26 protein-coding genes and 2 pseudogenes are annotated in these 26,438 nt (G+C 29.3%); 10 read left to right on the top strand and 18 right to left on the bottom strand.

The features are described 5' to 3' along the window. Position 1: 1 nt before the first annotated feature. From KQI89_RS08725 to KQI89_RS08705, 5 genes are all read right to left on the bottom strand, one after another. Positions 2 to 1,495 carry a hypothetical protein gene (locus tag KQI89_RS08725; RefSeq protein WP_216456785.1) on the bottom strand — a complete coding sequence of 498 codons (1,494 nt, stop codon included), beginning with the start codon at positions 1,493 to 1,495 and terminating at the stop codon, positions 2 to 4. Positions 1,496 to 1,499: 4 nt separating this feature from the next. Next, positions 1,500 to 2,576 (bottom strand): Wadjet anti-phage system protein JetD domain-containing protein, encoded by a 1,077-nt coding sequence (locus KQI89_RS08720; RefSeq protein WP_216456784.1) that lies wholly within the window; start codon positions 2,574 to 2,576, stop codon positions 1,500 to 1,502. Positions 2,577 to 2,725: 149 nt separating this feature from the next. Continuing rightward, the gene (locus tag KQI89_RS08715; protein ID WP_216456783.1) at positions 2,726 to 3,331 is read right to left on the bottom strand and encodes a hypothetical protein; all 606 of its coding nucleotides are present in this window, start codon (positions 3,329 to 3,331) and stop codon (positions 2,726 to 2,728) included. Between the two features lie 843 nt (positions 3,332 to 4,174). Further along, the gene (locus KQI89_RS08710; RefSeq protein ID WP_216456782.1) at positions 4,175 to 4,786 is read right to left on the bottom strand and encodes a DUF4276 family protein; all 612 of its coding nucleotides are present in this window, start codon (positions 4,784 to 4,786) and stop codon (positions 4,175 to 4,177) included. Positions 4,787 to 4,789: 3 nt separating this feature from the next. Next, positions 4,790 to 5,965, bottom strand: coding sequence for an AAA family ATPase (locus KQI89_RS08705; RefSeq protein WP_216456781.1), 1,176 nt, complete (start codon positions 5,963 to 5,965; stop codon positions 4,790 to 4,792). 408 nt (positions 5,966 to 6,373) lie between these two features. Between KQI89_RS08705 and KQI89_RS08700 the strand changes: the two genes are divergently transcribed. Beyond that, positions 6,374 to 6,640, top strand: coding sequence for a transposase (locus KQI89_RS08700; RefSeq protein ID WP_216456780.1), 267 nt, complete (start codon positions 6,374 to 6,376; stop codon positions 6,638 to 6,640). Between the two features lie 42 nt (positions 6,641 to 6,682). Here the strand turns inward: KQI89_RS08700 and KQI89_RS08695 are convergent, their stop codons facing one another. Further along, positions 6,683 to 6,931, bottom strand: coding sequence for a hypothetical protein (locus tag KQI89_RS08695; RefSeq protein WP_246583041.1), 249 nt, complete (start codon positions 6,929 to 6,931; stop codon positions 6,683 to 6,685). Positions 6,932 to 7,081: 150 nt separating this feature from the next. Next, positions 7,082 to 7,351: pseudogene (locus tag KQI89_RS08690) on the bottom strand (ASCH domain-containing protein); the annotation flags it as partial. Between the two features lie 116 nt (positions 7,352 to 7,467). On the opposite strand from KQI89_RS08690, the gene KQI89_RS08685 reads away from it, so the two are divergent. Both KQI89_RS08685 and KQI89_RS08680 read left to right on the top strand, forming a co-directional pair. Beyond that, on the top strand, positions 7,468 to 8,046 hold the full coding sequence (locus KQI89_RS08685; RefSeq protein ID WP_216456779.1) for a TetR/AcrR family transcriptional regulator: 579 nt from the start codon (positions 7,468 to 7,470) through the stop codon (positions 8,044 to 8,046). Beyond that, entirely contained in the window at positions 7,970 to 8,665 is a 696-nt protein-coding gene (locus tag KQI89_RS08680) for a GNAT family N-acetyltransferase (protein WP_216456778.1), read from the top strand. The genes KQI89_RS08685 and KQI89_RS08680 overlap by 77 nt, the downstream gene beginning before the upstream one ends. A 746-nt stretch (positions 8,666 to 9,411) precedes the next feature. Here KQI89_RS08680 and KQI89_RS08675 read toward each other — a convergent pair. From KQI89_RS08675 to KQI89_RS08645, 9 genes and pseudogenes are all read right to left on the bottom strand, one after another. Then, positions 9,412 to 10,182 (bottom strand): ATP-binding protein, encoded by a 771-nt coding sequence (locus KQI89_RS08675; RefSeq protein ID WP_246583040.1) that lies wholly within the window; start codon positions 10,180 to 10,182, stop codon positions 9,412 to 9,414. A 67-nt stretch (positions 10,183 to 10,249) separates the two neighbouring features. Next, the gene (locus KQI89_RS17655; RefSeq protein ID WP_246583039.1) at positions 10,250 to 10,792 is read right to left on the bottom strand and encodes a Mu transposase domain-containing protein; all 543 of its coding nucleotides are present in this window, start codon (positions 10,790 to 10,792) and stop codon (positions 10,250 to 10,252) included. Continuing rightward, positions 10,771 to 10,953, bottom strand: a complete 183-nt coding sequence (locus tag KQI89_RS17650) for a hypothetical protein (RefSeq protein ID WP_246583038.1) — start codon at positions 10,951 to 10,953, stop codon at positions 10,771 to 10,773. Before KQI89_RS17650 ends, KQI89_RS17655 begins: the two co-directional genes overlap by 22 nt. A gap of 79 nt (positions 10,954 to 11,032) precedes the next feature. Next, positions 11,033 to 11,737 carry a hypothetical protein gene (locus KQI89_RS17645; RefSeq protein ID WP_246583037.1) on the bottom strand — a complete coding sequence of 235 codons (705 nt, stop codon included), beginning with the start codon at positions 11,735 to 11,737 and terminating at the stop codon, positions 11,033 to 11,035. Positions 11,738 to 12,087: 350 nt separating this feature from the next. Beyond that, positions 12,088 to 12,237 (bottom strand): hypothetical protein, encoded by a 150-nt coding sequence (locus KQI89_RS08665; protein WP_216456777.1) that lies wholly within the window; start codon positions 12,235 to 12,237, stop codon positions 12,088 to 12,090. Positions 12,238 to 12,286: 49 nt separating this feature from the next. Continuing rightward, a complete protein-coding gene (locus KQI89_RS08660) occupies positions 12,287 to 12,613 on the bottom strand; it encodes a hypothetical protein (RefSeq protein ID WP_216456776.1) in 327 nt (108 codons plus the stop codon). A 402-nt stretch (positions 12,614 to 13,015) separates the two neighbouring features. Continuing rightward, a complete protein-coding gene (locus KQI89_RS08655) occupies positions 13,016 to 14,047 on the bottom strand; it encodes a radical SAM/SPASM domain-containing protein (protein WP_216456775.1) in 1,032 nt (343 codons plus the stop codon). A 387-nt stretch (positions 14,048 to 14,434) separates the two neighbouring features. Next, a complete protein-coding gene (locus KQI89_RS08650; protein ID WP_216456774.1) occupies positions 14,435 to 15,310 on the bottom strand; it encodes a radical SAM/SPASM domain-containing protein in 876 nt (291 codons plus the stop codon). Beyond that, positions 15,303 to 15,497: pseudogene (locus tag KQI89_RS08645) on the bottom strand (PqqD family protein); the annotation flags it as partial. The gene KQI89_RS08650 and the pseudogene KQI89_RS08645, both read right to left, overlap by 8 nt. Positions 15,498 to 15,843: 346 nt before the next feature. On the opposite strand from KQI89_RS08645, the gene KQI89_RS08640 reads away from it, so the two are divergent. The 4 genes from KQI89_RS08640 to KQI89_RS08625 all read left to right on the top strand — a co-directional run bounded on the left by KQI89_RS08640 (position 15,844) and on the right by KQI89_RS08625 (position 18,958). Further along, positions 15,844 to 17,484, top strand: a complete 1,641-nt coding sequence (locus KQI89_RS08640; RefSeq protein WP_216456773.1) for an ATP-binding cassette domain-containing protein — start codon at positions 15,844 to 15,846, stop codon at positions 17,482 to 17,484. Positions 17,485 to 17,825: 341 nt separating this feature from the next. Beyond that, the gene (locus KQI89_RS08635; RefSeq protein ID WP_216456772.1) at positions 17,826 to 17,963 is read left to right on the top strand and encodes a hypothetical protein; all 138 of its coding nucleotides are present in this window, start codon (positions 17,826 to 17,828) and stop codon (positions 17,961 to 17,963) included. 14 nt (positions 17,964 to 17,977) lie between these two features. Continuing rightward, positions 17,978 to 18,298 carry a radical SAM protein gene (locus KQI89_RS08630; protein WP_216456771.1) on the top strand — a complete coding sequence of 107 codons (321 nt, stop codon included), beginning with the start codon at positions 17,978 to 17,980 and terminating at the stop codon, positions 18,296 to 18,298. Positions 18,299 to 18,448: 150 nt separating this feature from the next. Further along, positions 18,449 to 18,958, top strand: coding sequence for a hypothetical protein (locus KQI89_RS08625; RefSeq protein WP_216456770.1), 510 nt, complete (start codon positions 18,449 to 18,451; stop codon positions 18,956 to 18,958). Between the two features lie 237 nt (positions 18,959 to 19,195). Here the strand turns inward: KQI89_RS08625 and KQI89_RS08620 are convergent, their stop codons facing one another. Both KQI89_RS08620 and glmS read right to left on the bottom strand, forming a co-directional pair. After that, positions 19,196 to 19,345 (bottom strand): hypothetical protein, encoded by a 150-nt coding sequence (locus KQI89_RS08620; RefSeq protein ID WP_216456769.1) that lies wholly within the window; start codon positions 19,343 to 19,345, stop codon positions 19,196 to 19,198. A gap of 608 nt (positions 19,346 to 19,953) precedes the next feature. Then, complete coding sequence (gene glmS / locus KQI89_RS08615) at positions 19,954 to 21,780, bottom strand: glutamine--fructose-6-phosphate transaminase (isomerizing) (RefSeq protein ID WP_216456768.1); 1,827 nt, start codon at positions 21,778 to 21,780, stop codon at positions 19,954 to 19,956. A gap of 885 nt (positions 21,781 to 22,665) precedes the next feature. Between glmS and KQI89_RS08610 the strand changes: the two genes are divergently transcribed. The 3 genes from KQI89_RS08610 to KQI89_RS08600 all read left to right on the top strand — a co-directional run bounded on the left by KQI89_RS08610 (position 22,666) and on the right by KQI89_RS08600 (position 26,330). Continuing rightward, the gene (locus KQI89_RS08610) at positions 22,666 to 23,997 is read left to right on the top strand and encodes an HAD family hydrolase (RefSeq protein WP_216456767.1); all 1,332 of its coding nucleotides are present in this window, start codon (positions 22,666 to 22,668) and stop codon (positions 23,995 to 23,997) included. Between the two features lie 377 nt (positions 23,998 to 24,374). Beyond that, entirely contained in the window at positions 24,375 to 25,700 is a 1,326-nt protein-coding gene (locus KQI89_RS08605) for an HAD family hydrolase (RefSeq protein ID WP_246583035.1), read from the top strand. 306 nt (positions 25,701 to 26,006) lie between these two features. Then, positions 26,007 to 26,330 carry a lactococcin 972 family bacteriocin gene (locus tag KQI89_RS08600; RefSeq protein WP_216456766.1) on the top strand — a complete coding sequence of 108 codons (324 nt, stop codon included), beginning with the start codon at positions 26,007 to 26,009 and terminating at the stop codon, positions 26,328 to 26,330. Positions 26,331 to 26,438 lie beyond the last annotated feature (108 nt).

Here is a 26,438-nt window from a genome sequence, read left to right as displayed (position 1 = left end):
CCTAATTATTAATAAAAATCTTATAAGGTGATATGAATAAATTTTCTAAACATAGGGGAGCTTGCTCCTCCTCAAGCCTTGAAACAATAGTTTTTCCTATAAGCTTTTTATATTTTTCATTTTTTCTACACAACTTGTTAAAAAGTATCATTCTCTCATCCATCTTCTCAAATTCAGTGCTTTTTTCGGTGAAGGTAATGCTTGTAATTACAAACATCATAAATATCTCAACATTTTTACGCTCTGAAAGCCACGCTTCTTTATAAAGCACATCCTTATCTTTCAACTCAGTAATACAAAAACCTTTTCCTTCAATAAAATCATCAAAAATTGGCTGCCACACCTGTAAGATAAGCTCCCAATTCACAACTTTTTTATCTTGATATTCCTCATCTTCATCTACGCTAATCTCATCTATTTCTTCACTTTCATTATCCTTAATCCCTATTTGCTCTTCCCATGCCCAATCCAATGGATATATAAACTCGATTTTTGGTGATAATATTGGAGCCACCAAAGCTTCAATTAAATCAAAAGTTGGTAAACCATTTTTCGCCACTATATTTTGCCATATATCCTTTTTAAAAGATACTCTTGATGTAACCCAGAAGCTCTCTGGATAATTTACTCTTATCCTTACCTCATAAGCTATATTATCTATAACTATTTTAGCTAGCTGATTATGAAGTACTCTCGCTTTTTCCACTTCTCTAAAAAGCTTCTCTGCCTCATTACGCTTATCTTTTGGAAAACTTTCTAATCTATTTTTCCAGGCTAACATATCCTCAAAGTTCTTCTTTTCATCATCAAATTGATTTTTAATTTCCTGTTCGCTTTTTCTTCTATCTCTTTTGATATCAAAAAATATTATTTGAGGACTTCTAATCATATCTTGACGATAATCCCTTTCTCTTCTAATCAAAGTCTTTACCCTTGCAATTAAATTACTTATACTATTTAATGCTTTATTAAAGTTTCCGCTTTTAATAAGCTGTAAAGTATAAAATTGTTCTACATCAAAACCAAACTCCTCAAGCATCTCTCGGGTAATAAAAATAATCTCCTGTGCCTCTTCAGTAAGCATATATACTGTACTTCCACCCTGCTCCCAATGGGAGTTCTCTCTATCCTCTTTTAAATATCTAAACTTATAAACCTCATGTTGTCTTGTTTCTTCGTTATATATAGGACAAGAAAATGGTTCTTGCCTATCTGGGTCTTTATACCATAATAATCCGTCAACAAGTCTTTCAATATTTTTATTCGTACTATCTAAATTCATATCTCTTATAATATCAGAAACCATATATAACATATCACTTCTAGTCCTATTTGTGTTTTCAGTAATTTCTCTTCTAAATATGCTTAGTAAAAGATACAAAACTATTTCATGGGCATAGCTTGTTAAATCTCCAATATCAATACCAGTCCCCATAAGCCTAATTGCATTTATCTTTTTTAATCTATCTTTTATTCCATTCTGCACCAAATCCATTCCTCTATATCGCTCCCTTCATTTTTAGTAAGTATTCATAAGTTATTAACTCTTGTGGAATCCTCAGCTTCAACTCCCATAATCTTTTAATCCTATCTTGGTAGGTTTCACAACTGAACTGCCTAAGTTCTTTTAGCATTAAGTCTAAATGCTTCTGTTTCTTAACATGATCTTTACAGCTATAATCTTTATTACATATCTTTAAAAGCTCAATATAAGCCGGTGCTAATAAGTTTATATCTATATTAGAATACTTTTCTCTTAACCCTACATAAATACTAAATCCAACGGGATCTATATCTCCAAAATAATAAACCTTAATAGTACTTGGGTCAGCAATTTCATCAATAAAAGAAAAACTACTTAATATTTTATTACCATACCCAAAAATAAGGGCATCAGGTTCAATTCCAAAAATATCAATTCCACTTTGAACGGCTTTTTTAAATGAAAAGAAAGTTGAATGATTTTCAAGAATAATAATTGTTTTTATATTACTTACGCCTCTGTTCCAGTAAATAAACTGCTCGCCATATTGCTTAGCCTTTATATCCTCTAACTTAAGCCCTAACCTCTTTAGAACTTTATTATTTTTTTTACCATCTTCATTTTCTGTTAAAAATTTTTCATCCTCAAATAATTCAAGACATCTTTCTTCTACACTAGCCCATTGTCTTTTATCATTTTCCTTCAAAAATGAATAAATATTCAGAATGTACTTCCATTCTTCTTTTGTTTGATATTTTGGATATCTCAGGTAAGTTTTTAAATCTAAAATATCTGAAACCATAATTATGTCTTCATCAAGCCACTGCTGTTTAACTTCATTAGTAACTAAGCTCCATCTAATCTTCATAGGAAACTTATATCTTTTATTACTATCAGATGTTTTCACTTCTTTAATTTTCCCCTCAGCCTTAAGATTTTGCATTGCATCATAAAAAGCTTCATAACCTCCTTGACTATAATAACCACTCTGTCCACCACATCTATTAATAATAAAATTCTCTAATTCTACAATATCAAACTTTTTATTCTTTTTACCTTTAATATCTAAAAATATTTTTATTAAATTATACATACCATCACCACTTGTTTTTTATTTTTATTATATAAGGTTCATACCATCATTCTTTATTATATAATAAAAGAAGTTATTGCAAAATTATTTAATAAAATCCTTTTGCAATAACCTGTTTAAAATACATAACTTGCATAGCTATCATAATATTATGAAGCCTTATTATATTTATCAATCTTCTTAATTCTAAGTAATCCCTCTCTTATATCATCAAATTTAACCCATAAACTTTTATCATATCTACCATACACATGAGATAAAGTATTAACTCCCTTATTCAATTCTTTATCTACCCATTGCCCACCATCCTGCTCCAAAATTCTTTCATACTCATCCATAGCAGCTAAGATGATATCTGTATTTTCTAACATATTTCTATAATCTCTGGTGCAATATTCTAATGCACTATCAATAATAGCTGTTTTTTCACAGTTTTTTCTCTGATATACCTTAGAATACACTTCACTGTCTTTCTCATATGTTGCTAATTCATCTATACTTTCATAATAGTCTTTCTCTAAAATTAATGCTATTAGATTAGGATTAGTTCCTTTATCAACAAGTATGTTTTGTATCACCTTTGAATTCCTTATTATTTTGCTAAAAAAAAGTTTGAAGTTCGCCGGATTATTACATTTATATGCAAAATTTTCTACATCCATCAAAGTTTTTATTGCTTCTTCAGTTAATGAGATATTGAATATATTTACGTACTCCTGTAAGTCAGTAATAATTATGCTAGGTTTAATTTTCATAATATAAACAACTCCTTTGAAATTTACTTTATATTCATAGCTTGTCCATATATGGTGTTTTTATTCATTTAGTAATAAAATAATTCTGAATCCTTGAATTAAAAATTGGTAAGCTCACTCTCTTTCTTATTTTCACAACCATCCAAAGAGTATAAAAATTAACTTTTAAGCAAAATTGTATTACTATAATTAGTCAAATATACTAGTTTATTCTTTAAAGCTATCTTTAATAAAAGTACGTTAAGGAATTTAGTAATATTAAAATAATAAGTATTTACTACCTAATTTAACTGGTACAAGAAGTATATTGATGCCTTATAAAAAACATAAAAGCTAATTAAAATTCTAGCAAAAATATGGAATAAATAGATTTTAGAGTGTTTATTAAATATTAAAATTAATGAAGTTTTTAATAATTCATTTCCTAAATTATGCTTAAATATATTATAAATATAGCAAATCACTAAAGTAATCTAGCCATAACACCCTTTCAATTTCATTGCTATTTTTGTATTTTATAGTCATATTAACAGTTAAATGCATATTATTCACTTTCACTTCCTTTTGTTTTAGGGTTTTTATATAGTTTTGACTCTAACATTTTAGAAATCATATTCTTTTCACCTTCATTAAAGATTTCATTTTTATCTAATTCCAGCGAAGATAATATCCATTCAATATTTTTTGCTTTACCTAATGGTATTTCTTTATTTGCAACAATCCTCCAATCAATGCCTTTATCCTTTTTCTTGACAACAAAAAAATGCCATTTCCTATATGCAACATTACTTATTTTTTTTAAGCAAAGTCACTTATAGAAAATAACATTCTGAATACATTATTTTAATCTAATTCAAAATCACCTTTTATCATATTAATACCATCTTTTAACGCACTACAATTTTTGTGGATTTTATCTATATCCAATTTTTCTAAAAAGCTCTTATCTCCCTTTATATAATGTTGCTTTCTTGTACCTTTTCTAAAAAGTACTTGCAATTCTTTATGGGTAAGCCTTTCTGTATTGGAATATGTTCTCCTTAAGTTATCTGTACAAGGTATTCCTATATAATCACAAATACCTTCTATATCATAAAAGAACCAACTTTCTATCATTATAATAGCTTCTATTTTTTCAATTCTTTTAATCTGCTTTTTATTCAATGCCTTTTTTATTGCATCAGCATCAAATTCCACTAAATCACTTTTCGTACCCTCTCTATCAATAAAAACATACACATACAACTCTATATTCTTATTTTCTTTTTTGTTTAAAAAATAATATAATTCAGCTGCAATACTTTTATTAATACCAGTACCTGTTTCAAGATTTTTAGTTTTATTAGGTATACCTCTTAAATATTGTAAAAAAATTCTTTTATAGAAGATTTCTTCTGTATCTCCCTCATAAAAAATATACGCAAGTTTTTTACTTTTTTCTTCATATTTAGCCATACACTATTCCTCTGTATATAAAAATATATCACTAAAACTTGAAAAGGGTCCTGATAATTTTTTGATTAATTCTTTCTTATTTTTAACTTGCTCTATAGTTGCTTTACCACATGCCCTATTACTTATTATACTTACTTCATCAACTTTAACCATGTTTAGAAGCACTGGTGAATGAGTAGTTATTATTACTTGTATATTATAAAAATCATTTTTTATTAAATTTATCATCTTTTTCAATAGTTTAGGATGTATTGAGTTTTCAAGCTCCTCTATTGCAATAACAGGATATTTATTTGATACAAGATAAGTTACTATATTAAGTACAATAAGAGTTCCATCTGACAGTTCATTTATATCATTTTCTTGTTCATCATTAAATTTGAACACTAAGCTTTTTAAATCCTGAGCAATATTAATAACATTAATATTGCTAATATTTAATACATCATTTAATATTTCTCTATAATATTGAGCTTTCTCGGATTTTAATATCTTATCGATTTCCTCAATAAGAGCAAGTGATACTATTCTCCCATTTTTTATTACATAATTTTGTTTTTTTATTGATTCTCTTATCACATCTGGTGCACTATATAATACTGGAGTTTTGCATAAAAGAAAAATATTGTCTATTCCTATCTGTATAGGTTTATCAAAACTTTCTTTAATATCTCGTATTTTACTAATAAGTGATACCAATGCCTCGGAACCATCTATCTTTTGAATTTTAGGGCCTTTTACTCTTCTTACAATTGTATTTTCTCTCTCAAAAGCTGTTGACATTGGACCTGTAGAACTTATTTTCTTATATTTAAATAGTTCTTTGTTTACATATCCAGTATCAAAATCATGACTTCCAACTACTACTTCAATAAAATATGAATATCTATAAAGTTCACCATTCACTTCTTCGTTAAATTCGATTTCAATAGAAATAGCTTTCTCTTTAAAATTCTTACAATGAGATACTATTTTATCGTTATCTAATTCACCTTTACTTAAAAGTCTTTCTTTTAAATCTTCACTTCCAGTTAAAAGTATATTTAAAAAAGAAAACACTTCTAGCAAGTTAGATTTTCCACTATTATTTGCACCTATTAGTACATTAAAATTTTCCAAAGCATATTGACAATTTATTAGATTCTTATAACCATGAATTTTAATACTAACTATTTTCATAACACACCCTCATTTCACAGGATATTAGTTTTATTTATCAAGTATTATTGACACTTTTCATATTAACTATACCATTATATATGGTGTGTTACAATAATTTATTCATTAATTAATCATTAATTTTCTTCAAACTGTTTTATCCTTCTATAAAGTATATTAGGTTTAAGCCCTATCTCCTTCATAAATAGCTTATGAAATATTTCAAATAAAAATTCGAACTCTAATGACATAGAATTAATGTACTTATGTCATTTACCTTCAAAGTATGCTCTATTGACAATCATTCCTAAAACCTATAATCCAAGTAATCTATTCTTTATATAAACCCCAAAATGGTGTTAGTATAATATTGTAGACATGAAAACCCCAACGCTCTAAAATATAGAAAGGGAAGGAAGTGTATCTGAAATGGCAAAAGGCAAAAAGCAATACACAGAAGAATTTAGAAAGACAATTACGGAGCTCTATAACTCTGGAAAGAGTTTGGCAGCGCTAAGTAGCGAGTATTGTCTATCAAAATCAGCAATCACAGGATGGGTGAAGAAAATTAAGCCAGTAACTGTGGATAAAGATACAACTATTACAGCGGCAGACTATCAAACTATGTTAAAGAAGATGGCTAGGCTTGAGGATGAAAATGAAATAATAAAAAAGTCCACAGTCCTCCCCCTATAAAAGGTTCAGACTGTGGACTATATTAAATGATAACCCGCTAATTTAGTTAGCTAATACTTTTTCTATATCAGCTATAATTATTTTAATTAATTCGAGCTTTCCTTTTGCATAATCTTGTTCTTCTAATAAATCTATGGAAAACTCTATGCATCTTTCAGTTTCTTTGTATTCTTTTAATAACTTTTCTAACTCACTTTTTGTAGCTTTTGAATAAAGTTCGATTAAAAGTAAGTTGCAAACGCTGATTTTATACAGAAAGAAACCAACTGTTTTGAAACAAAGTTTGATCAAAACAGTTGGTTCTTTATTTATCTAGTTTGATTTTTATAATAAAGATTGATTATTTCTGGATGCGAATCTTCAATTAAAGCACCCGTTAGGTTGAAGAAGGAAAAGAGGCACTTATTCCATAATGGCGCCCGATTGCTTAAGAATGAATCTTTACCCATTCTTCACATCCACCACTTTAAAACGCTCACAAACAAGGAGCATATCTTCCGAAAATTCACGTCCGGTTGCGTTTAATTTATTTCTGAAAAACTTTTCATGAGCTTCCCACCAATATTTATAGGTTCTATCTCCTTCACCTTCTGCAATAGCGAACTCCTCCGTGACTTCATTCATAGGAGTTAGTGTAACTTCTACTGTTTTAATAATTGCTACAGGTTTATCATTGTTGTTTAAAATAATACTGTAATCCTCCGTTGTTGGTAGTGGTTCATTAGGGCTTTATACATGTTATTTTTCTGTTATTTATATTGATTTCTGTTATTTAATCTGTTATGATTACTTACGAACGTTCGTAAGTAAATAAGGAGTGGTTTTCAATGAAAAGTGATGAGATTAAACGTGCAGCACTGAAATACTTTACCATTCACGGATATGAAGGGGCTTCTCTTTCGAAAATAGCCGAAGAAGTTGGATTGAAGAAACAATCCTTATACTCCCATTTCAAAGGCAAAGATGATTTATTTCTTCAGGTTATACGTGATGCCGGTGAAGTTGAGTTGAACACAAAGCTTTCGTTCTTTAATAATCATAAAAATGATTCGCCGGAGAAATCATTACATGCATATCTAGTGATGGTTAAAGAACTATTTCAGTTAGACGAGCGCATGAAATTCTGGCTGCGTATCTCCTTCTTTCCGCCCGAACATCTTTATCATGTGATAATAAATGAAGTCTTTGCCATTGAAGACCAGGTCATGGAGATGCTTGAAGCGAAGTTCGCTGAGTGGATGAAGGAAGAAGAGATCTATAAGGAACACCCCTCTATTCCGGCAAGTGCATTTACTGGGATTGTTGATACCTTGATGCTGGAGTTACTCTATGATTCAAGTCCAGAGCGAATTAACGAGAAGCTGGAGTCAACTTGGACAGTCTTTTGGCGAGGAATTTCCAAGTAAGAAGAGAGCAAATATTTTCAACAACTATAATGAAATTAAGCGAGGTGCTACAATCATGCATTTTATAGAAGTTACTCAACAGAATTTAAAACTGGCCTATACCATTCAAAAGGAAATTTTTTCGAATTCGCCTGATATTCTGCACATCAAAAATTCTATTGATAACAATGATCCGGGCTATGCTTATTGGATTGTGTACGAGAATGAAACTGCCATAGGGATTTCGGGCATTTATACTGTAGAAGCTGACAGAGATTCCGTATGGCTCAGTTGGTACGGTGTTTTGCCTAAATGGCGGAGCAAAGGCTTTGGAAGAAAAATTCTGCTTGAATCCATCGAAAGAGCTACATCACTGAACCAATTCAAATATTTAAGACTATATACATCCGAAGAGTACAATGCGAGTGCATTGGGGGTGTACAATTCTGTTATGGACCTATGCGAGCGGTATGAAAATCCGGATGATGAGACATTTGAACGGACTGCTTTGGTCTACTCCTATTCACTAACGGAAGAAAAGGTAACGCCCTGGAACAATAGATATATGGGCATTCGAGAGCTTGAGGAGCTATGCGTAGCAGGTGAGTTGTATTTAAAAGATCACGGATACGAAATATAGCAGGTATCATCCCCTTTAAGTAAAAACTATAGTTAAACTCAAACAGGGCCGTCCCAGGCAGCTATTTCATGACTTATGGGGTGGCCTGTGTTTTGTCAAGTGGAGTTTCCTGGTCAGATCATCAAAAATCCTTGGTGAATTTCCAGTTGCTACAGTCACTTTTGGCGCATCAGGGTATGCTTCAGGAAACCTTCCAAAAACAAACTTTAGGAAGGTTATTTGTCATGCGCTTTTTAGTATAGCACGTGCATATTAAACTTTTAACAGAAAATTATTGACAAACTATTAGCTAGAACAGGGACGCTTATTAAACAATCGCGCCCATTAATTGAATAACAAACAGCTTCTATTAGCTAGTTTAGTTTAAATTCATTTCTTCACAATCTCAAAGTGATATTATCATAGATTTCCAATAAAAAAACCTCACCTCTAAAAATCTATAGAAGTGAGATGTTTTTAATCAAACTTTATTACAAATTATCAAACTTTATTATAAATGATCAAACTTTTTTATAAAGCTACATTTTTGTTGGTTTAAAACAAAGTTTGATCAAACCATAACTCTATAAACCCAAAACTACATGTAAAATACAATTAAATTTTAAAACAAAGTTTGATCAAAATATTTACTTACTATCTTTTTTCTACTTATTTTTTTAAAACAAAGTTTAATCAAAATCATCAATTCACGGTAAGGGAACTATTTATTCACTTATAAGTACCGCTCTAAGGCGGTACCTATAATATTAAACATCCTCAGATAAATTAGCTGAAAAATGTTCTCTCATGTTTATGCTTCTTGTCTCTATTCGGATGGAGTTATGGACTATACGATCTAGAATGGCATCAGCCAGAGTTCCACCACCTAAGCGAGTATGCCAATCTGAAATTTTATACTGAGTACAAAATATAGTAGAGTAGCAGTCATAACGCTTTTCTGTGAGCTCGAAGATAAACCTAACATCCTCATCTGAAAGTTGATTCATTAACCATTCATCTAGGATTAAAAGATGATAATTTGAGAACTTAGTTACAAGTTTACTTATACCTCTACCTTCGGCAACAGCTTGGTCACGAAGGTCTAGAAGTTCAGGTATTCTAATATACCTTACTCTGTATAATTGTCTACAGGCTGCCTTTCCTAGGGCACAGGCTAGAAAGGTTTTTCCAGAGCCTGTGAATCCATGTAACACCAGACTTGCATTATTACGCATATATTGACAAGTTGAGAGTTCAATTATTTTATTCTTATCTAACCCTCGTTGAGCATAATAAATTGTATTAATATCTGCATCTATAAATCTAAGATGTAATTGCTTAATGAGATGCTTTGCACAATTGTTATTCTTATATTGATATAGGCTGTCAATAGCTAGATTAAGTCTTTCATCAAAAGGCATTGAAGTATAAAGAGCAGGATCGCTCTCTTGAATTTTCAAGATATCATTCATTTCGTCTAGTCCAAGTTCCCTAAGCTTACGCTTGGTTTCATCACTAATCATATTTCCCACCTCCATAATACTCAGAACCCCTTATATAACCAGAGGACTCCATATTTTGCTGTATAGATTTGAAATATTTAGTTTACTTTTCTGCATAAGATATATCTTGATTACTTGCTAATATTGATTTAAGTTGTTTATATCTAGGTACACGCATCATAGGCAAAGCAGTTTCAAGACGACAATTGGAATAGCTCTTACTTAATTTTAAAACAGACAAGGCTGCGTTATAAGCTTGCTCTTTAATGGTTACACTTTTAAATAGACGTTCTACTAATTCATATGTGTGAGTACCAATACTTGCTGCCCATTGCTTTATCCTAAGATCATTCATCTCTGGTTGCTTAAAGGCATCCGCCATGTCTTCCTTATGCGTAGCATAGTGGTTGCTCACATAAAGTGGAAATCTTGGATGTGTGGAGATACGTTGATGATTATTATGAATTTCAATACTGCTATCTGTAATCTTAACATCTACATGTTGACCTGCATAAGCAAACGGAACAGAGTAAAAGTTCTTTTCTATACATACGTGGCTGTTAGGATAAACCTTACGGTTGTATTCCCATATTGCTAATTCATAAGGTACTATTGGAAGAAGTCTTAAGTAGTTTCTTTCTTCCATAAATACTTCTGCTCTGCTATATTAACGTTTTTGAAAATGGCTTCATTGAAGGATTTTAAAGCACTAGCTACCGCTATCTTCAATTCAGGAAGTGAGTAAAATGTGTAATGGCGTAGCTTTGAGATAATAGCTGTAGCTATTTTCCCAACAGTTACTTCCACTGATGCTTTCTATTTTGGCTTTCTAACTGCCGTAGGCATTATAGCTGTAATGTAGTGGCTACCAAGAGCCTCATATGCATCAGTTAAAACAATTTCTCCTTCTTTTGTATGCTTTATCTTTTGTATGCTTTACTACTCCAACTTTAAGGTTATCACACACAGTTTTTACAGGTACTCGCGAAAAGAACTCATACATATGAACATGACACCTAAGCCATGTATCTTGTTTCTCATCAAGTGTAGGCTCTACATATGCATATTGACTATATGGTAGACAAGCTACAAATAGATGAACCTTTGTTACTTCTCTAGTTTCCTTGTTTACAAACTCCATTTGTTTTCCACTCCAATCCACCTCAACACTTTGACCTGGTTTGTGGTCTAAATGGTTAGATAAGTTACAATGCTTAACATAATCACTATAGCCCTCAGTAAATTTGGTGTATCCTACAGGGATAGTACCTTCTTTACTGCAAGAATCTTTATACTCTTGGTATAAATGCTTTAATGTTACTCCAATTCGTTTTAACTCATTGTGAATGTAGCTGTAGTCAGGTAATTTAAACATGGTTTCTATGGCAAATTTATCTAGATAAAAGAAGTGATATACCTCACTATCTGATTTATCCTTGATGTCATCATAAAAAATCTGTTTTTCTTTTGCTATGTTTAACACATCGGAGATGGATCTTTTAGAAATGTGATGTGTCTTAGCAATCACATTTTGCGAGAATCCAGCTGCTTTAAGCTCCATAATGAGTTTAACATTAATTTTATTTGCCATTGTTCTGGCTCCTTTCTAATAAGAATTGATAGTCATAAATGACTTCTCATGTAATTCTTGTCAAAAATGTGGTACTTAAGTCCGAATCAATGGTCTCATTCAACGAATTAAATTAAAATTCAAGTGGTTTTATTATTGTGAATTATCGGTTTCCACAAGCGAAATGGTGTCTTCGGAGGCGTGAAATATTCACATAAGTAATTATAGGTTAAGCAAGTACCAATTTTAAAAGGATAAGGTAATAATATTACGTTTTCTGAGCAAATAAAAAATTACCGCATATTATTTACAAAATACTACGATATTTTTATAAGATTATTAACTAACTTATCTTCCAAGTTTTAATCCATCTATTTGTCACTTTCTGATAAACATTTATTTGTTTTACCAATTCTATCTTTAAATTTCTTCAATTCTTCTTCCTTTATTTCACCACATATATTATCTAATTGAGTAGGATTATTACGATATATAGATTTTTTATTAATATCTAATGCCAAAGATACTCATTTATTTCTTTAACTGCCGAAGGACTAATGCTTATTTTTTCTACCAATTTATTAGTTTCCCCAGTATTACAGCTTTCACAACTGTATCATCCCATGCATAATTTAATGGCCCTTTTGGTCCATGAAAAGTAAACTTACCAGATTGTCTGCATATTCGATGTGAAAAATCCATTTTACTATATATTGCTATTGGTATATGATTTGCAGGACATTCATTTAAATCCTCAGTCCATTCATTAAAATACTTGCCCATATTATCAATGTATAATGCTTCCTTAATCTCATTTTCTCCTCTTCTAATAAATGAATTTTGGTGACTAATTGTAAATTTACGGAAATATAAGGACTTCAAACCATTGCAGTGCATAGGAAATGCCTTCCTAAATGACCTAAAACAAAAGATAATTAGAGATGTGATATATCAGTAAATATATGAAGAGTGTAATGATAAAGATTATATTTCAGAAGGTAGAGAAGAACTAGTAGATGCATTGATATACATGATAGCATTTAAAGATGTTTTTCAAACCAAATGAAGCAATTTAAGAGGCCAGCATAGTAAAACGGAGTTGACAAGAGTGTCCATTGCTAGCGGAAAGTATTTATAGATGATTAGACACATACATTATTATAAATGCATAACAAAATACTCTTTTTTATAATAATTGCAATTTTGCCCACCTCAATTATTATCAAAAAAGAGTATTGTTTATTCAGCCTATACAAATTATATACATGTTCTTTTTATAATAATATATATATGATGTTATTAACTATTACTTGAATATAATTTATATCTAACATTAGCAAATTCACATGCTAATGAAGATTTCCCTAATAAATTGCCATCCTCTAATAAAGCAACTCCAGGACATCTAGAACAATATTCATTATTTTCACATTCAAAACACTTTAGTAAATCTTTCCACTGCAAATTTTTAATTTTATTCAATAAAGAATTATCATTCCATATATGATTTATTGAATTATCGTAAATATTACCTATTTTATAGAAATATTTATTACAAGGGTACACATCTCCATTACTATTTATAGATATAGAACTCTTAATAATAGGACATATTGGCTCATTTGCAGAATGTTTATGTATGCTAAAGCCCCTCATTTTATCGATATCAACTAAAACCTCTTGGAGTTGATTTTCAGACATTTTTAGTTGGTGCGGTGCCGAATCCCCATTATTTTTGGAAAAAATTTCAGCGTCAACTTTAAATTGAAACCCATTTTCACTACAAAATATTTCTACATCTTTAAATGAATTATAATTTTGTTTCATAACTATCGTCTTTATTTCTAGCGGGATTCCATATTTTTTTATTAGCATTATGTTATTCAAGGCTTTTTTTAAGGAACCTGGTATTTCTGTAATTGAATCATGAATATTTTCATCTAGTGAAAATATTGTACATGATATTTGATTAATATATAAATGCGCTAATTCTTTTATTTTTTCTTCATCTAATAAAGATACATTGGTAAGCAAAGTTAAGTTAAAATTCATTTCACGCGCTTTTCTGATGATGTCCATTATGTCTTTTCTATAAAATATTTCACCACCAGTAAGTGTTAAATCAAAGCATGGAAGTTGTCTTAATTGTGTAAACATATCAAATAGTACCTCTTTTGAGATTCCTTCATTGTCATGAGATGGAATATAGCAATGCTTACATTTCCAGTTACATTTAGTTAATAATTCAATTATGACATTTACAAGAGTATTATTTTTTTCTGCCAAATCATAAATTTCCGAATATATATTTGAGGTGTCAGTATCCATCATTTTTTACCAACCTTTCACTGCAATAAAAAGTATTTTGTTATGAAATAAGCTCATTTAACCTGTATTATTAATAAGTTAAATGAACTTATTTAATTAAAATTATTGCGATTGCCTTAAATTAGCATATCATATGAGTAGTGCAACCACTGCATCTACAAGAAATAACTATTTCTGGTAATGCCTTTGGAGCTTCTTTTTTTAGTTCAGGTTTTTTGTAAGTTTTAATTTTTTCATCTCCTTTTTATAATATAATTTATGTCTAATATTAGCATGTGCACATGCTAATGAGGACTTCGATAAAATGCTACCATCTTCAAGTAAAGAAATTCCTGGACATTTGTAACAATATTTCATATTATTACAGCCCGTACATTCTTTTAAATCATCTCATTTAGTATTCTTAATATTTGACAAAATATCCGAATCGTTCCAAATGATATCTATAGGAGTTTTATATATATTCCCAACTGGAATATTAAAAGTATTGCAAGGATAAACATCCCCGTTATATCCAATGAATAATGAAGATCTAATTGTATTGCATACGTAATCATTCATGGATAAATGACGTGAATTTATATCATCAACATTATCAATTGATAGAAACACTTCTTCTAATTGTTCTTGTGATAATCTGAATTTTTGTGGAGAATTGTCTCCATTATTTTTTGAAGAAACTATAGGAGTAGCAGAGTATTCAAATCCATTATTTTCACAAAAAACTTGTAATTCTTTGTCTGAACTATAGTTTTGATTCATTAGTACTGTTTTTATTGTCAATGGTATGCCGTATTTTTTTATTAACATTATGTTATTTAAGGCATTTTTTAAGGAACCTGGTATTTCTGTGAATGAATCATGAATACTTTCATCTAATGAAAATATTGTACATGAAATATTATATAGATGAAGTTTTGATAATCTAGATATTATGTCTTCATCCATTAGTGATACATTAGTAAGTAGAGTGACTTTAAAAAACATTTGTCTTGCTTTCTCAATAATATCTACAATGTCATTTCTACAAAATATCTCTCCACCTGTAAGCACAATTTCAAAAGTACCTAAATTTCTTAATTGTTCAAAAATGTTAAAAACCATATCTTTACTTAACCCATCGCTAGTATGATTAGGTATGTAACAATGTTTACATTTCCAATTGCACTTTGTAAGTAATTCTATAGTAACTGAAAAAAGTGTATTATCTTCTTCCACCATAGAAAACAAATTCTCTACTATGCTAGATGAAGTATAACTATCCATTATGAGTTACCAATCCTTCTTCTACTAATTCATTAATATAACTTTTAACATCATTATATAAAGTTTCATAATCAACCTGATACTCTTCCATGAGAACTTCAAGTATATCATTTAAGCATTTATTCTGGTCAATTTGCAACCATATATCTTTAGATATATCTTTAAAACAATACCATTTTCGATTTTTATTATTTAAAACATATACAAAATCTTGACTAGGCTCTACTTGTCATGCAATAGATTTTGAAAATTCAAATTTACTTAAAATTTGTTTATTCATAATAATTAACACACTCCTCTTGTAAATATAATTACATTGTTGCAGTATCATATCAATATTTTACAAATATTACATTTATTATTATAATAATATTTTATTACAATAAGTCAACATTTTTTATATAATATTACAAATTTTTATCTTATTGTATTTAATGTAATATATTGAAATGAAATAATTAAAATGGTAATATTAAAAATATTAAGGCTTACAAACTATATTCTAATCTTTAAGCAAAATAGGAGGGAGAAAATTGAAAAAGTATTTTTATGAAACAAAATTCTTTATTTTTATGAGAATTTTATTCGATGGGCTTATGGCATTAACTGCTGCAGCAATACCAGCGTTACAAAAAAAATTATTTGATTTATTTACAGGAAATGTAACAGAAACGCACTCTTTTCTTACGGTTATAATTATATATGTCACATGTTTATTGGGCTCTGTGCTGTTTAGCTATTTATCTATGATTTTTACATGGAAAACTTCTTTGAATTTTGAACAATCATTAAAAGGGGATTTCTTTAAATCAATTTTTAACTATAGTTATGAGGATTTCTCAGCAAAAGATGTAGGGGAGTATATTTCAATACAAGGAAATGATATAACTGCACTTGAACAAGATTATTTAACACCATTGATAGACATAGTACAAGTTGCTAACAGAATTATAATTTATGGTGTTTTCTTATTTTTAAATGTAGATTTCAGAATCTCAACTGCAATACTTTTAGGATCAATACTTACAATAATAATTCCAAAACTTACTTCAAAACAATTAGCAACTAAGCAAAACGCTTATCTAAATCAAATGGGCGTTTATGTTTCTAAAATTAAAGATTTTCTTGAAGGATTCAAAGTTATCCAAAGCAGAACAAGAAAAAGCATTAATAGAGAACATGAAGAAGTATTAGCTAATACAAAAAATATGAGGTTTAACTATGGAAAATATAAAAGTTTAGCAATGTCTTTAGAATATCTTAGTTTAAATTTTGTAAGCGCAATTGCATTTATAATAGCGGCATTTTTATTATTTAAACATGAAATAACAGTGGGTACATGTGTAGCAACTTTTGGTTATATAAATAGTTTTATTGGCCCTATTGATTCCATAATGTATGATTTGAATTCGGTAAGTTCCATGAAGCAAACAAAAGAAAAAGTGCTTTCTTATTTGAAAAAAATACCAGATGATAAATTAATAGTTACGAAGAAATTTAACACTGATATCGTATTCGATAACGTAACTTATGACTATGCTAACTTTTCTTTAAAAGGCGTCAGCTGCAAATTTGAAAAAGGCAAAAAGTACGCATTAATTGGCCATAGTGGATCAGGAAAATCAACTATGATTAACATGCTTATGTCATATATGACACCGGCTTCTGGCAACATTAAGATTGATGGAGAAAATATAAATTCTTTGGATACTGCTAATATTATGTATTGTGTCAATCAAAATGAGCATATATTTTGTAATGATTTTATGAATAATGTTACAGTGTTTTCTTCATATTCAGAATCAAATGTACACAAAGTCACTGATAATTTAAAAATGAAAATTGTAGATGTTATAAAATCAAATAGTAATTCACAGCAGTTAAGTGGAGGTGAAAAACAAGTTATAGGAATCATAAGAATGCTTACAGCCAACACTGAAATATGTCTTATGGACGAGCCCTTTGCAGCCATTGACGCAAAGACAACTGAAATATTAGAAAATACTCTTCTTAATATGAAAGAGAAAACCATTATTATGGTTACTCATAAATTATCAGACGACTTAAATAAGTTTGATGAAGTGCTGTTAATGGATAATGGTAAAATCGTACAAAGAGGTAAATTTGAAGATATTTTCGATACTGATGAGTTTAAAAAAATGAAATTTGTATAAATGTAATGTTTTTTGGTGATATTTCACAGAAACTCTAGTAAGATTTTTAGTCTGTTCGCTGTTAAAAACCTATATTCAAATGTCTAAAGTAAGGTCGTGTTGATAATACTTTGTTTTCTAAAACAAATTTTTGAATTTCACAATGAGTGGCTTATCATTAATTTTTTACAATACTATTAAACTTGTTAATATTAAACAATTCATAAAATGAATCTATTACAATATTTTGGAGATTTAAGTATTATGACACTACAGTAATATGTTAAATAAATATAATTGAAGTAGCATTCGCATTAAAATTGACAGTGTACTACTTCTTATTACGATTGGAGGAAAATGTTTTGTTTGAGTATAAATTTAAATGTAATGGGACTAATGCAATTTTAAACATAGAAAATAATTATATTAGAATTGGTGAAAAAGAAATAAAACTAAAAAGTTGTGAACTAAAAAGCAGAAAAAAATATATTATAAAATAACAAATGATTGTAATTTGAATTGTGTATATTGCTTTCAAAGATACGATAATAAAGATATAAAAAATATAAAGATTGGTGAATATAGTAAGATTATATCTAAGCATATTGATGATAAAGAAAATGAGATAATAATATTTGGAGGAGAACCATTTATTGATAAAAACATAGAAAATCTACAATATTTATTTGATGTAGCAAATATGAAAAATAAACTATCATTTTTTACAAATGGCTGTTATTCTATAAAAATTGATGAATTGATAAAAAACAACAAGTCAAGTATAAACCATTTAACTATTACACTTGACGGGCCAGAAAGAATTCATAACAATTGAAGAATTTTTGTTGGAAATAATTCCTATAGAACTATAATTAAAAATTTACTTGAATTACAAAAGGAAAAGATTCCTTTTGTAATTCAAGTAAATGTCGACAGTAAAAATATAGATTCAATTGAAGAATTATTAGACAATTTAGATTGTGAATTGGGATTACAAAACATTGAGATTGGCTTAAATAAAGTATTAAGGGATAAATCTACAATTAATGAGTTAGAATTACTGAAAAAATATGTAAACCTAATTTCAAAGTATAACAATGCAAATCTTGATATAAACTCTAAGGTATATGAAAATATCTCAGTATATATTTCAGGAAGCGGATATAACAAATCAAGGTGTGGTATCGGTGATACGACTATGATTTTTGACTTTTTAACAAATAAGATATATTCTTGTCCACAAGAAGTAAATACAGAGATCGGATATTTTACAAATGATACAATAAAAATTGATGATGTTAAAAAATATGAAATGTGTAGTGTATCAAATAAAAATAATGCTATATGTAGCCAATGCGAATATACAAAGTTTTGTTCATTTGGTTGCTATTTAGAAAAAAATAATATGCATGCAAATTGCAAAGATGAAACGGAAAAAGTTATTAAATATATTTTTGAAAATTTTGAAACACTTTTCTTATCAGAGGAAAAGTAATATTATATGAAAGATGTAATTAGAAAACAATTATATTGTCAAGTTGTGTAATGAAGATTAAACTAATGAAGAAAATTAACTTTTAAAAAAGTGAATTGCACAAATAAAATTTAAGATCAGCATAAATTAAAAGTAAATTTTTAACATAATGGTATGATATAAAATATTTAATTGTCTTGTATGTATTGATAATACAAGAGTTGGCAATATTAACACTTTTAGATTTACTTGGTGGATTCAAACTTTAAATCCAATTAGTCTTATACTTCTACCTAAAGAAGGTACATCTTGTATCCCTATCCACGACTTATATTTACTGCTTATTCCTTTCCCATTACCTTTTTTAATTAACTCATTAATATTAAGTTTTCTCTTTCTTTTCGCCACTTGATTCACCATCTTTCTAGATTCTAAAAAAGCTACACACTCTCTAAAATGAGAATGTGTAGCTTTTTTATATTTTAAATTGAGACTTTATATGCTACACATCTCTGATGTATAGCATACGTTTATTCTAAAATTTTATACAAACTTTGTTTTAATTTTCATTATCTTTTGCCTTTCTTCCTCAGTTTGCTTGATCTTGCAGACATCATTCTTAATAATGTTCTCATTCACCCTGCTCTATTATCTTTATATTTCTAGTATTCATGCATCTTATATTGCTTGCGATTTGGTCCATATATTCATTACCAATGGTTCTAAACACCATTGATTTAAGTCTTTTCCACAACCCTTCTTATATCATTTTTTTAATATTTTGTATTATCTTTCTTTTAGCCATTATCTCACCTAAAAAATAAATGATAGACATTTTAAGAAAATTAAAATGTCTATCATTACATTTGATTTAATACTAAACATCTATACTTAGTATTAAATCACTATTCAATTTAGTTAAAAAAAGTGAGACTTTATTTAATAAGTTTAAGCTATATTTAAATTGATTAGACTTTGTTTAAAATCTACAATTTTCATATATTTTAAATCTCCTCTTATTCAACTGTTACTGATTTGGCTAAATTTCTTGGCTTGTCTACGTCACAACCCTTTTGCTTTGCCATGTAGTATGAAATTAATTGAAGTGGTATAACACTTAATATTGGAGATAATATATCTAATGTTTTTGGTATATATATAACTGAATCTACAGATTTTTCAACATCATTGTTGCCTTCAAAAGTTACTGCTAGTATTTTTGCACCTCTTGTAACTACTTCTTTTATATTGCTTAACATTTTATCCTTTAAATCCATTTGAGTTATGGTGGAAACTACCACGGTGCCTTTCTCTATAAGAGCTATTGGTCCATGCTTAAGCTCTCCTCCAGCATAAGCTTCAGAATGAATGTAGGATATTTCTTTAAGCTTTAATGATCCTTCCATAGAAACTGCATAATCTAGTCCTCTTCCTAGGAAAAACATATCTCTATGCATATAATTTTGTGCTGCAAATTTTTGGAGCATTTCTTTTTTTTCTAGGGTTTTTTCAGCTTTTTCTGGAAGGCTTAAAAGTTCTTCTTTTATATCTTCTATCTCTTTCTTTGAAATAGTTTCTTTGATTTCTGCAAAATATAAAGCTATTATATACATTGCTACTAATTGGGTTACATAAGCCTTTGTAGAAGCTACTGCTATCTCTGGTCCAGCCCATGTATATATAACATCATCTGCCTCTCTAGACACAGAACTTCCTACAACGTTAGTTATAGCTATAACACGGCATCCCTTTTTCTTGCTTTCTCTGAGCACCGCTAAAGTATCTGCGGTCTCCCCAGATTGACTTATAACCATCACTAAGGTTTTATTATCTAATATTGGATTTCTATATCTAAACTCAGAAGCTATATCTACCTCTACTGGAATTCTTGCCAAGTTTTCTATAATATTTTTCCCTACAACTCCTGCATGATAGGCAGTTCCGCAGGCTACTATATATATTCTATTAAAATTTTCCAAGTCTTCTTTTGTTAATTTTATTTTATCTAAGCTTATAGGATTTCCCTTTGTTATTCTAGATGCCATAGTGTCTCTTATAGCTTTTGGTTGTTCATGAATTTCCTTTAGCATAAAGTCTTCATATCCACCCTTTTCTGCTGCGTCAGCATTCCAAGTTACATGGTATATATCCTTTGAAACTTTTTCTTTATGCTCATCAAATATTTCAACGCCTGTCTTTGTTAATACTACAAATTCTTTATCCTCTAATAGATAAACCTCTCTAGTATGATTAAGCACTGCTGGAATATCTGAAGCTATAAAATATTCCTCTTTTCCTACTCCAACTATTAAGGGACTGTCTTTTCTTACAGCAACTATTTTATCTGGTTCTTTAGTACATATAACACCTAGAGCATAGCTGCCTTCCATATCTGATACTGCTCTCATTACTGCATCTAAAAGATCTCCATTATAATAGTAATCTATAAGATTAGGTATTACTTCTGTGTCAGTTTCTGATAAAAATTCATAGCCTTTTGAAATAAGCCACTCTTTTATATTTAAATAGTTCTCTATAATTCCATTATGAACTACACTTATACTTTCATTTTTATTACTATGAGGATGTGAGTTAACATCTGAAGGTTCTCCATGAGTTGCCCATCTAGTATGTCCTATTCCTATGCTCCCCTTTATAGGTTCTTCTGATAGCTTATCCTCTAGATTTTTTAATCTGCCTTTGCATTTTATAACTTCAATAAGTTCATCCTTTAAAACAGCGACACCAGCTGAGTCATATCCTCTGTATTCTAGTTTTGATAGACCCTCCACTAAAATAGGAGAAGCCTCCTTTTTACCAACAAATCCTACTATTCCACACATTTTTTTGTCTCCTTTTCTGTATCTTATTTTTTACACAACGAATAGACCTTTAAAAGCCTATTATTGAAATTTTTTACATTAAAATTCAATAATTAAACTTAAGGTATTTAAGTGTAATTTAATTTTTAATAAATATAAACAAAATAAATTTGGGAACAAAAAAGAATTGAATATAGATAGGTCTGCGCACCTGACTTATATTGTGCTAGAAATCACTTTCTAGTTTTATAAGCCTTTTACGGTAGTGCGATACCGTGAGGCATCCGCCGAAATTTCGATACTCCTCATCCTCGTCAACTAAAGCGACACCCCAAATCTCTGATTTGGTTGGTGGAGCTTTCTCCACTGTAAGTGGAGATTCCTTTTTCCTCCCAAAATCTCTGATTTGGTTGGTGGAACTTCCTTTAACCTTACAAAAATCTGTGATTTACTCGGTGGACATTACTCTTCCAACCTAAAATCTATTGTCCTGCGGGTTAAGCTTTAGTTCTGGCGCTTATATTAAATTTTCAAACCTTACTTATTAACCATATCTTTTATGATCCTATATTATTTTTAAATACTATCATATCATTATATGCATTTCTTTATATTTTCGTCAAGAGATTTAACTATTTATTTACATTTTCAAGGTGTCTTAATACCTTAAATGCTCTGATATCCCAGTTGAGCATATTGAGCTTTATATATTTATTAAATTTTTCTGTTGACATTTGCCCATGCTCGTTATATAAATAAAAATGTCCTAATAATAAAGGTTTACATAACTACTTTAGTAAATCTTTATATGCTTTTATTTCTGTTTAATACTTTATATTAATCACTAAATACATATTGAAAACATATACAATAAAAAATCTACATAATAAATAAGGGGTGTCATTTATGAATAACTTGAAAAGAAAAGTCTTTAGTATAGCCTTAGCATCCACCATATCCTTTTCTCTAGTTGCCTGTGGAAATTCTGCTAAAGTTCAAAATACTAATGAAAGTAAACCTACTACAGAACAAGCAAGTAAAAGTGAAGTTAAATTAGAAAAGGGAAACTGGGCAGATGAAAACTATAAGGACTTAAAGGCTCTTATAGAAAACAATGGTAAGAATAGTAAAGACTATGACCAAAATAAAAAACCCTATGCTGTATTCGACTGGGATAACACTACAATAATTAACGATGTTGAAGAAGCATTACTTGCATATCAATTAACAAATCTTGAGTTTAAAATGACTCCTGAAGAGTTCAGTAAAACTATTAGAATTAACATTCCAAAGGATAACTTTGCAAAACAATGTAACAACAAGGCTGGAGAGCCTGTTAACATTGAATCAGTTGGTGCTGATATTGATTCAGACTACAAGTTCTTATATGAAAATTATAAAGGATTCAAAGGCGATAAATCCTTAGATGAAATTAAAGCTACTAATGAGTATAAAGATTTTATAGCAAAGACTAGATATCTTTATGCATCAATTGGAGAATCTTTTAGTTCAGATGTAAGCTACCCATGGGTTACTTATTTATTTGCTGGAATGACAGAAAAGGAAGTTGCTACATTAACAGAGAAATCAAATGATTACTGGTTATCTCATGAACTTGGAGAAGAAACTTGGACAAGCCCAGAAGAATTAAAAGGTAAGTCTGGTGTAGTTTCTGCTACTTTCAATACTGGTTTAAGAACAATAAAAGAACAACAAAACCTTTATAAGACTTTAATGGATAATGGAATAGATGTTTATATCTGCTCCGCGTCATTTATAGATGTTGTTAGAGAATTTGCTACAAACCCTAAGTTTGGATATGCTCTTCCAAAAGAAAATGTATATGCTATGGAATTAGAAAGAGATGCTAATGGCGTAATCAAATCTGAATTTAGAAAAGATTACGATCAAACTCAAAGCAAAGGTAAAACTAAAACTATAGAAAGATTTTTAGTAGAAAAACATGGAGGAAAAGGTCCTTTAATCGTTGGAGGGGACAGTGCCGGTGATGTTGCCATGTTATCTGACTTTAAAGATACAAAGTTTGCATTAATAGTTAATAGATGCAAAGGTGATGAGCTTGGTAAGCTTTCAAAAGAAGCTGCAGACACTATAGGAAAAGCAGATGCTAGATACCACCTACAAGGAAGAAATGAAAACACTGGTGAATTCATACCAACTCAAAAATCTATATTCCTTGGAAAAACAGAAGAAGTATTATTAAAAGAAGCTAAATAATACAAACATACTTATATAAAAAAGTGAATTAATTATAAATATTGCTTGTAGAAATAAAATACTATTTTAGGATTGGGGACAGTTCATTAATAAAGATTAATGAACTGTCCCCTATTATTTAAATAATATATTTTAAGCTTTGAATTGTTATAAAAAATTTAGCATGCTTATTAGGTTATTGTGATAGCTTAATCATTATCTTTATTGAGGTTGTTTTAATAGCACATTTCAATTTAAAACAATAAAAATTTTAGGTGCCCTGTACCTTTCTGTATGGTAAACTTATCTTAAACAATATTTTTTAAAAATTGTAGTCAAAGGTTGCTATATGTACGATGAAATATTGTTTTAATATATTAAGTAAGATAGGAGCAGCAATGAGTAATATAAAAAAAGAAGCTGAAGTAACTTGGGTAAATTTTAACATGCATAACCTTACAAAGGAATTTAAATGCTCTTTTGAAACAAGTGATGAAGACATAAATCAAAGTAATTATGATAATCAATATAATAAAGATGAAGTTATTCTTAATAGAGGTAACTTTGCCTATGAAAATTATGAGTCTTTAAAAAGCCTTATAGAAAATAAGGGTAATAAAAGTAAAGATTATGATGAAAACAAAAAACCTTATGCAGTATTTGACTGGGATAACACCTCTATAATTAATGATACTGAAGATTCTGTTTTGGCATACCAATTAATGAATCTTAAGTTCAAAATGGATCCAAAAGAATTTAGTAGAGTTATTAGAATAGGTGTTCCAAAGGATAATTTTAATGAGAAATTTAATAATAAAGAAGGAAACCCTGTTAATATTGAATTAATCGGGGCTGATATAGATTCCGATTATAAATTTTTATATGATAACTATGAAGGATTAAATGGGGATAAATCCTTAGATTACATTAAACAAACTTTACAGTATAAAGATTTTATAGCCAAAACTAGATATCTTTATGATGCCATAAGTGATTCCTTTGATTTAGATGTAAGTTACCCTTGGGTAATATATCTTTTTTCTGGAATGACAGTTGATGAAGTTTCTAAGTTATCTGAGGAATCAATTATTTACTGGTTAAAACATGAAATTAATAGAACTACCTGGACAAGTCCCCTAGGTTTAGAAGGTAAATCTGGAATTGTATCTGTTACCTTTAATAGCGGTATTAAACCAATAAAAGAGATGCAAAATCTTTATAAAACCTTAATGTATAATGGAATAGATGTTTATATCTGCTCCGCCTCTTATTTATATGTGGTTAGAGAATTTGCTTCAAATCCTAAGTTTGGATACATTATTCCAAAAGAAAATGTATTTGGTATGCAACTTGAAATAGATAAAGGTGGCCTAATTAAGCCAGAACTTAAAATAAATTATGACCAAACACAAGGTGAAGGAAAGACTAAAACCATTAAAAGATTTTTAGTAAAAAAACATGGTGGCAAGTCTCCTTTAATAGTTAGTGGAGATAATCATGGTGACGTTTCTATGTTATCCTCCTTTCATGATACAAGCTTTAGCCTAATCATCAATAGATGTGTAGATAAGGAACTTTTTGAACTATCAAAAAAGGCTGCCCATAGTATTGGTAATAAAGATGCCAGGTATCATCTACAAGGAAGAAATGAAAATACAGGTAAATTTATACCAAGCCAAAAGTCTATACTTTTTGGAACTAATGAGGAAAGACTTTTGAGATAATAATCTAGTATAATATGTCCTTTTATTCTTTTTTAAAGTAACATATTGTGACAAGCTTCTTGATATGTAAATGTTAAACTGTAAATGTAAGGAAGCTTGTCCAAATATAAAAAGATTAACTAGTTATATTTTTCTAATTTATATTTTAAATTAGTCATCTTGTCTAACTTAACTTTATTTTAGTTTTCTTTATTGCACTTATCTTTTTTAGGGACGTAGCATTAATCATGCTTATTAGGTTTCCAAGGTTGATAAGTGCAATATTAATGTAACTTAACAAACCAAATAAAAAGAGGGGGTATTAAGATGAAAAAAACAAAAAAGGTCGCATTGGTTACAGGTTTATTAATTGCTACTACTATGACAGTTGTAGCAGCTTTTACACACAGTAGTGATCAATTTAATTTTGGTCCTGAACCTAATCCATTACCTTGGGCTTGGGATCAATCAAGACAATATTCACATTTTTATTGTGGTGAACAAAAACATCACGCTACAGCTATAATGAAAGATTCAGATGGTCAAGAATTTAGAGATAGAACTGATGCACCTGCTGGAAAGTGGGCTAAAGCAAGAACTAGTTATGTGAAAAATCCAAGTGAATGGAACTCTTATTACGGTCATGATTAATTCAAAAATTTAATAAACCATGAGTTTATGTCTTTTGAGAGGTGTTTGAATATATTTCATACATCTCTCGACTAAAAGAGATTTGTAATTTAAGATTTAGATATTTTA

Origin of the sequence: Clostridium simiarum, assembly GCF_018919175.1 — a bacterium.
GTDB classification, from domain to species: Bacteria; Bacillota; Clostridia; order Clostridiales; family Clostridiaceae; genus Clostridium_L; species Clostridium_L simiarum.
The sequence above is the reverse complement of the archived record's forward strand: the minus strand, read 5'-3'. Positions and strand labels throughout refer to the sequence as shown.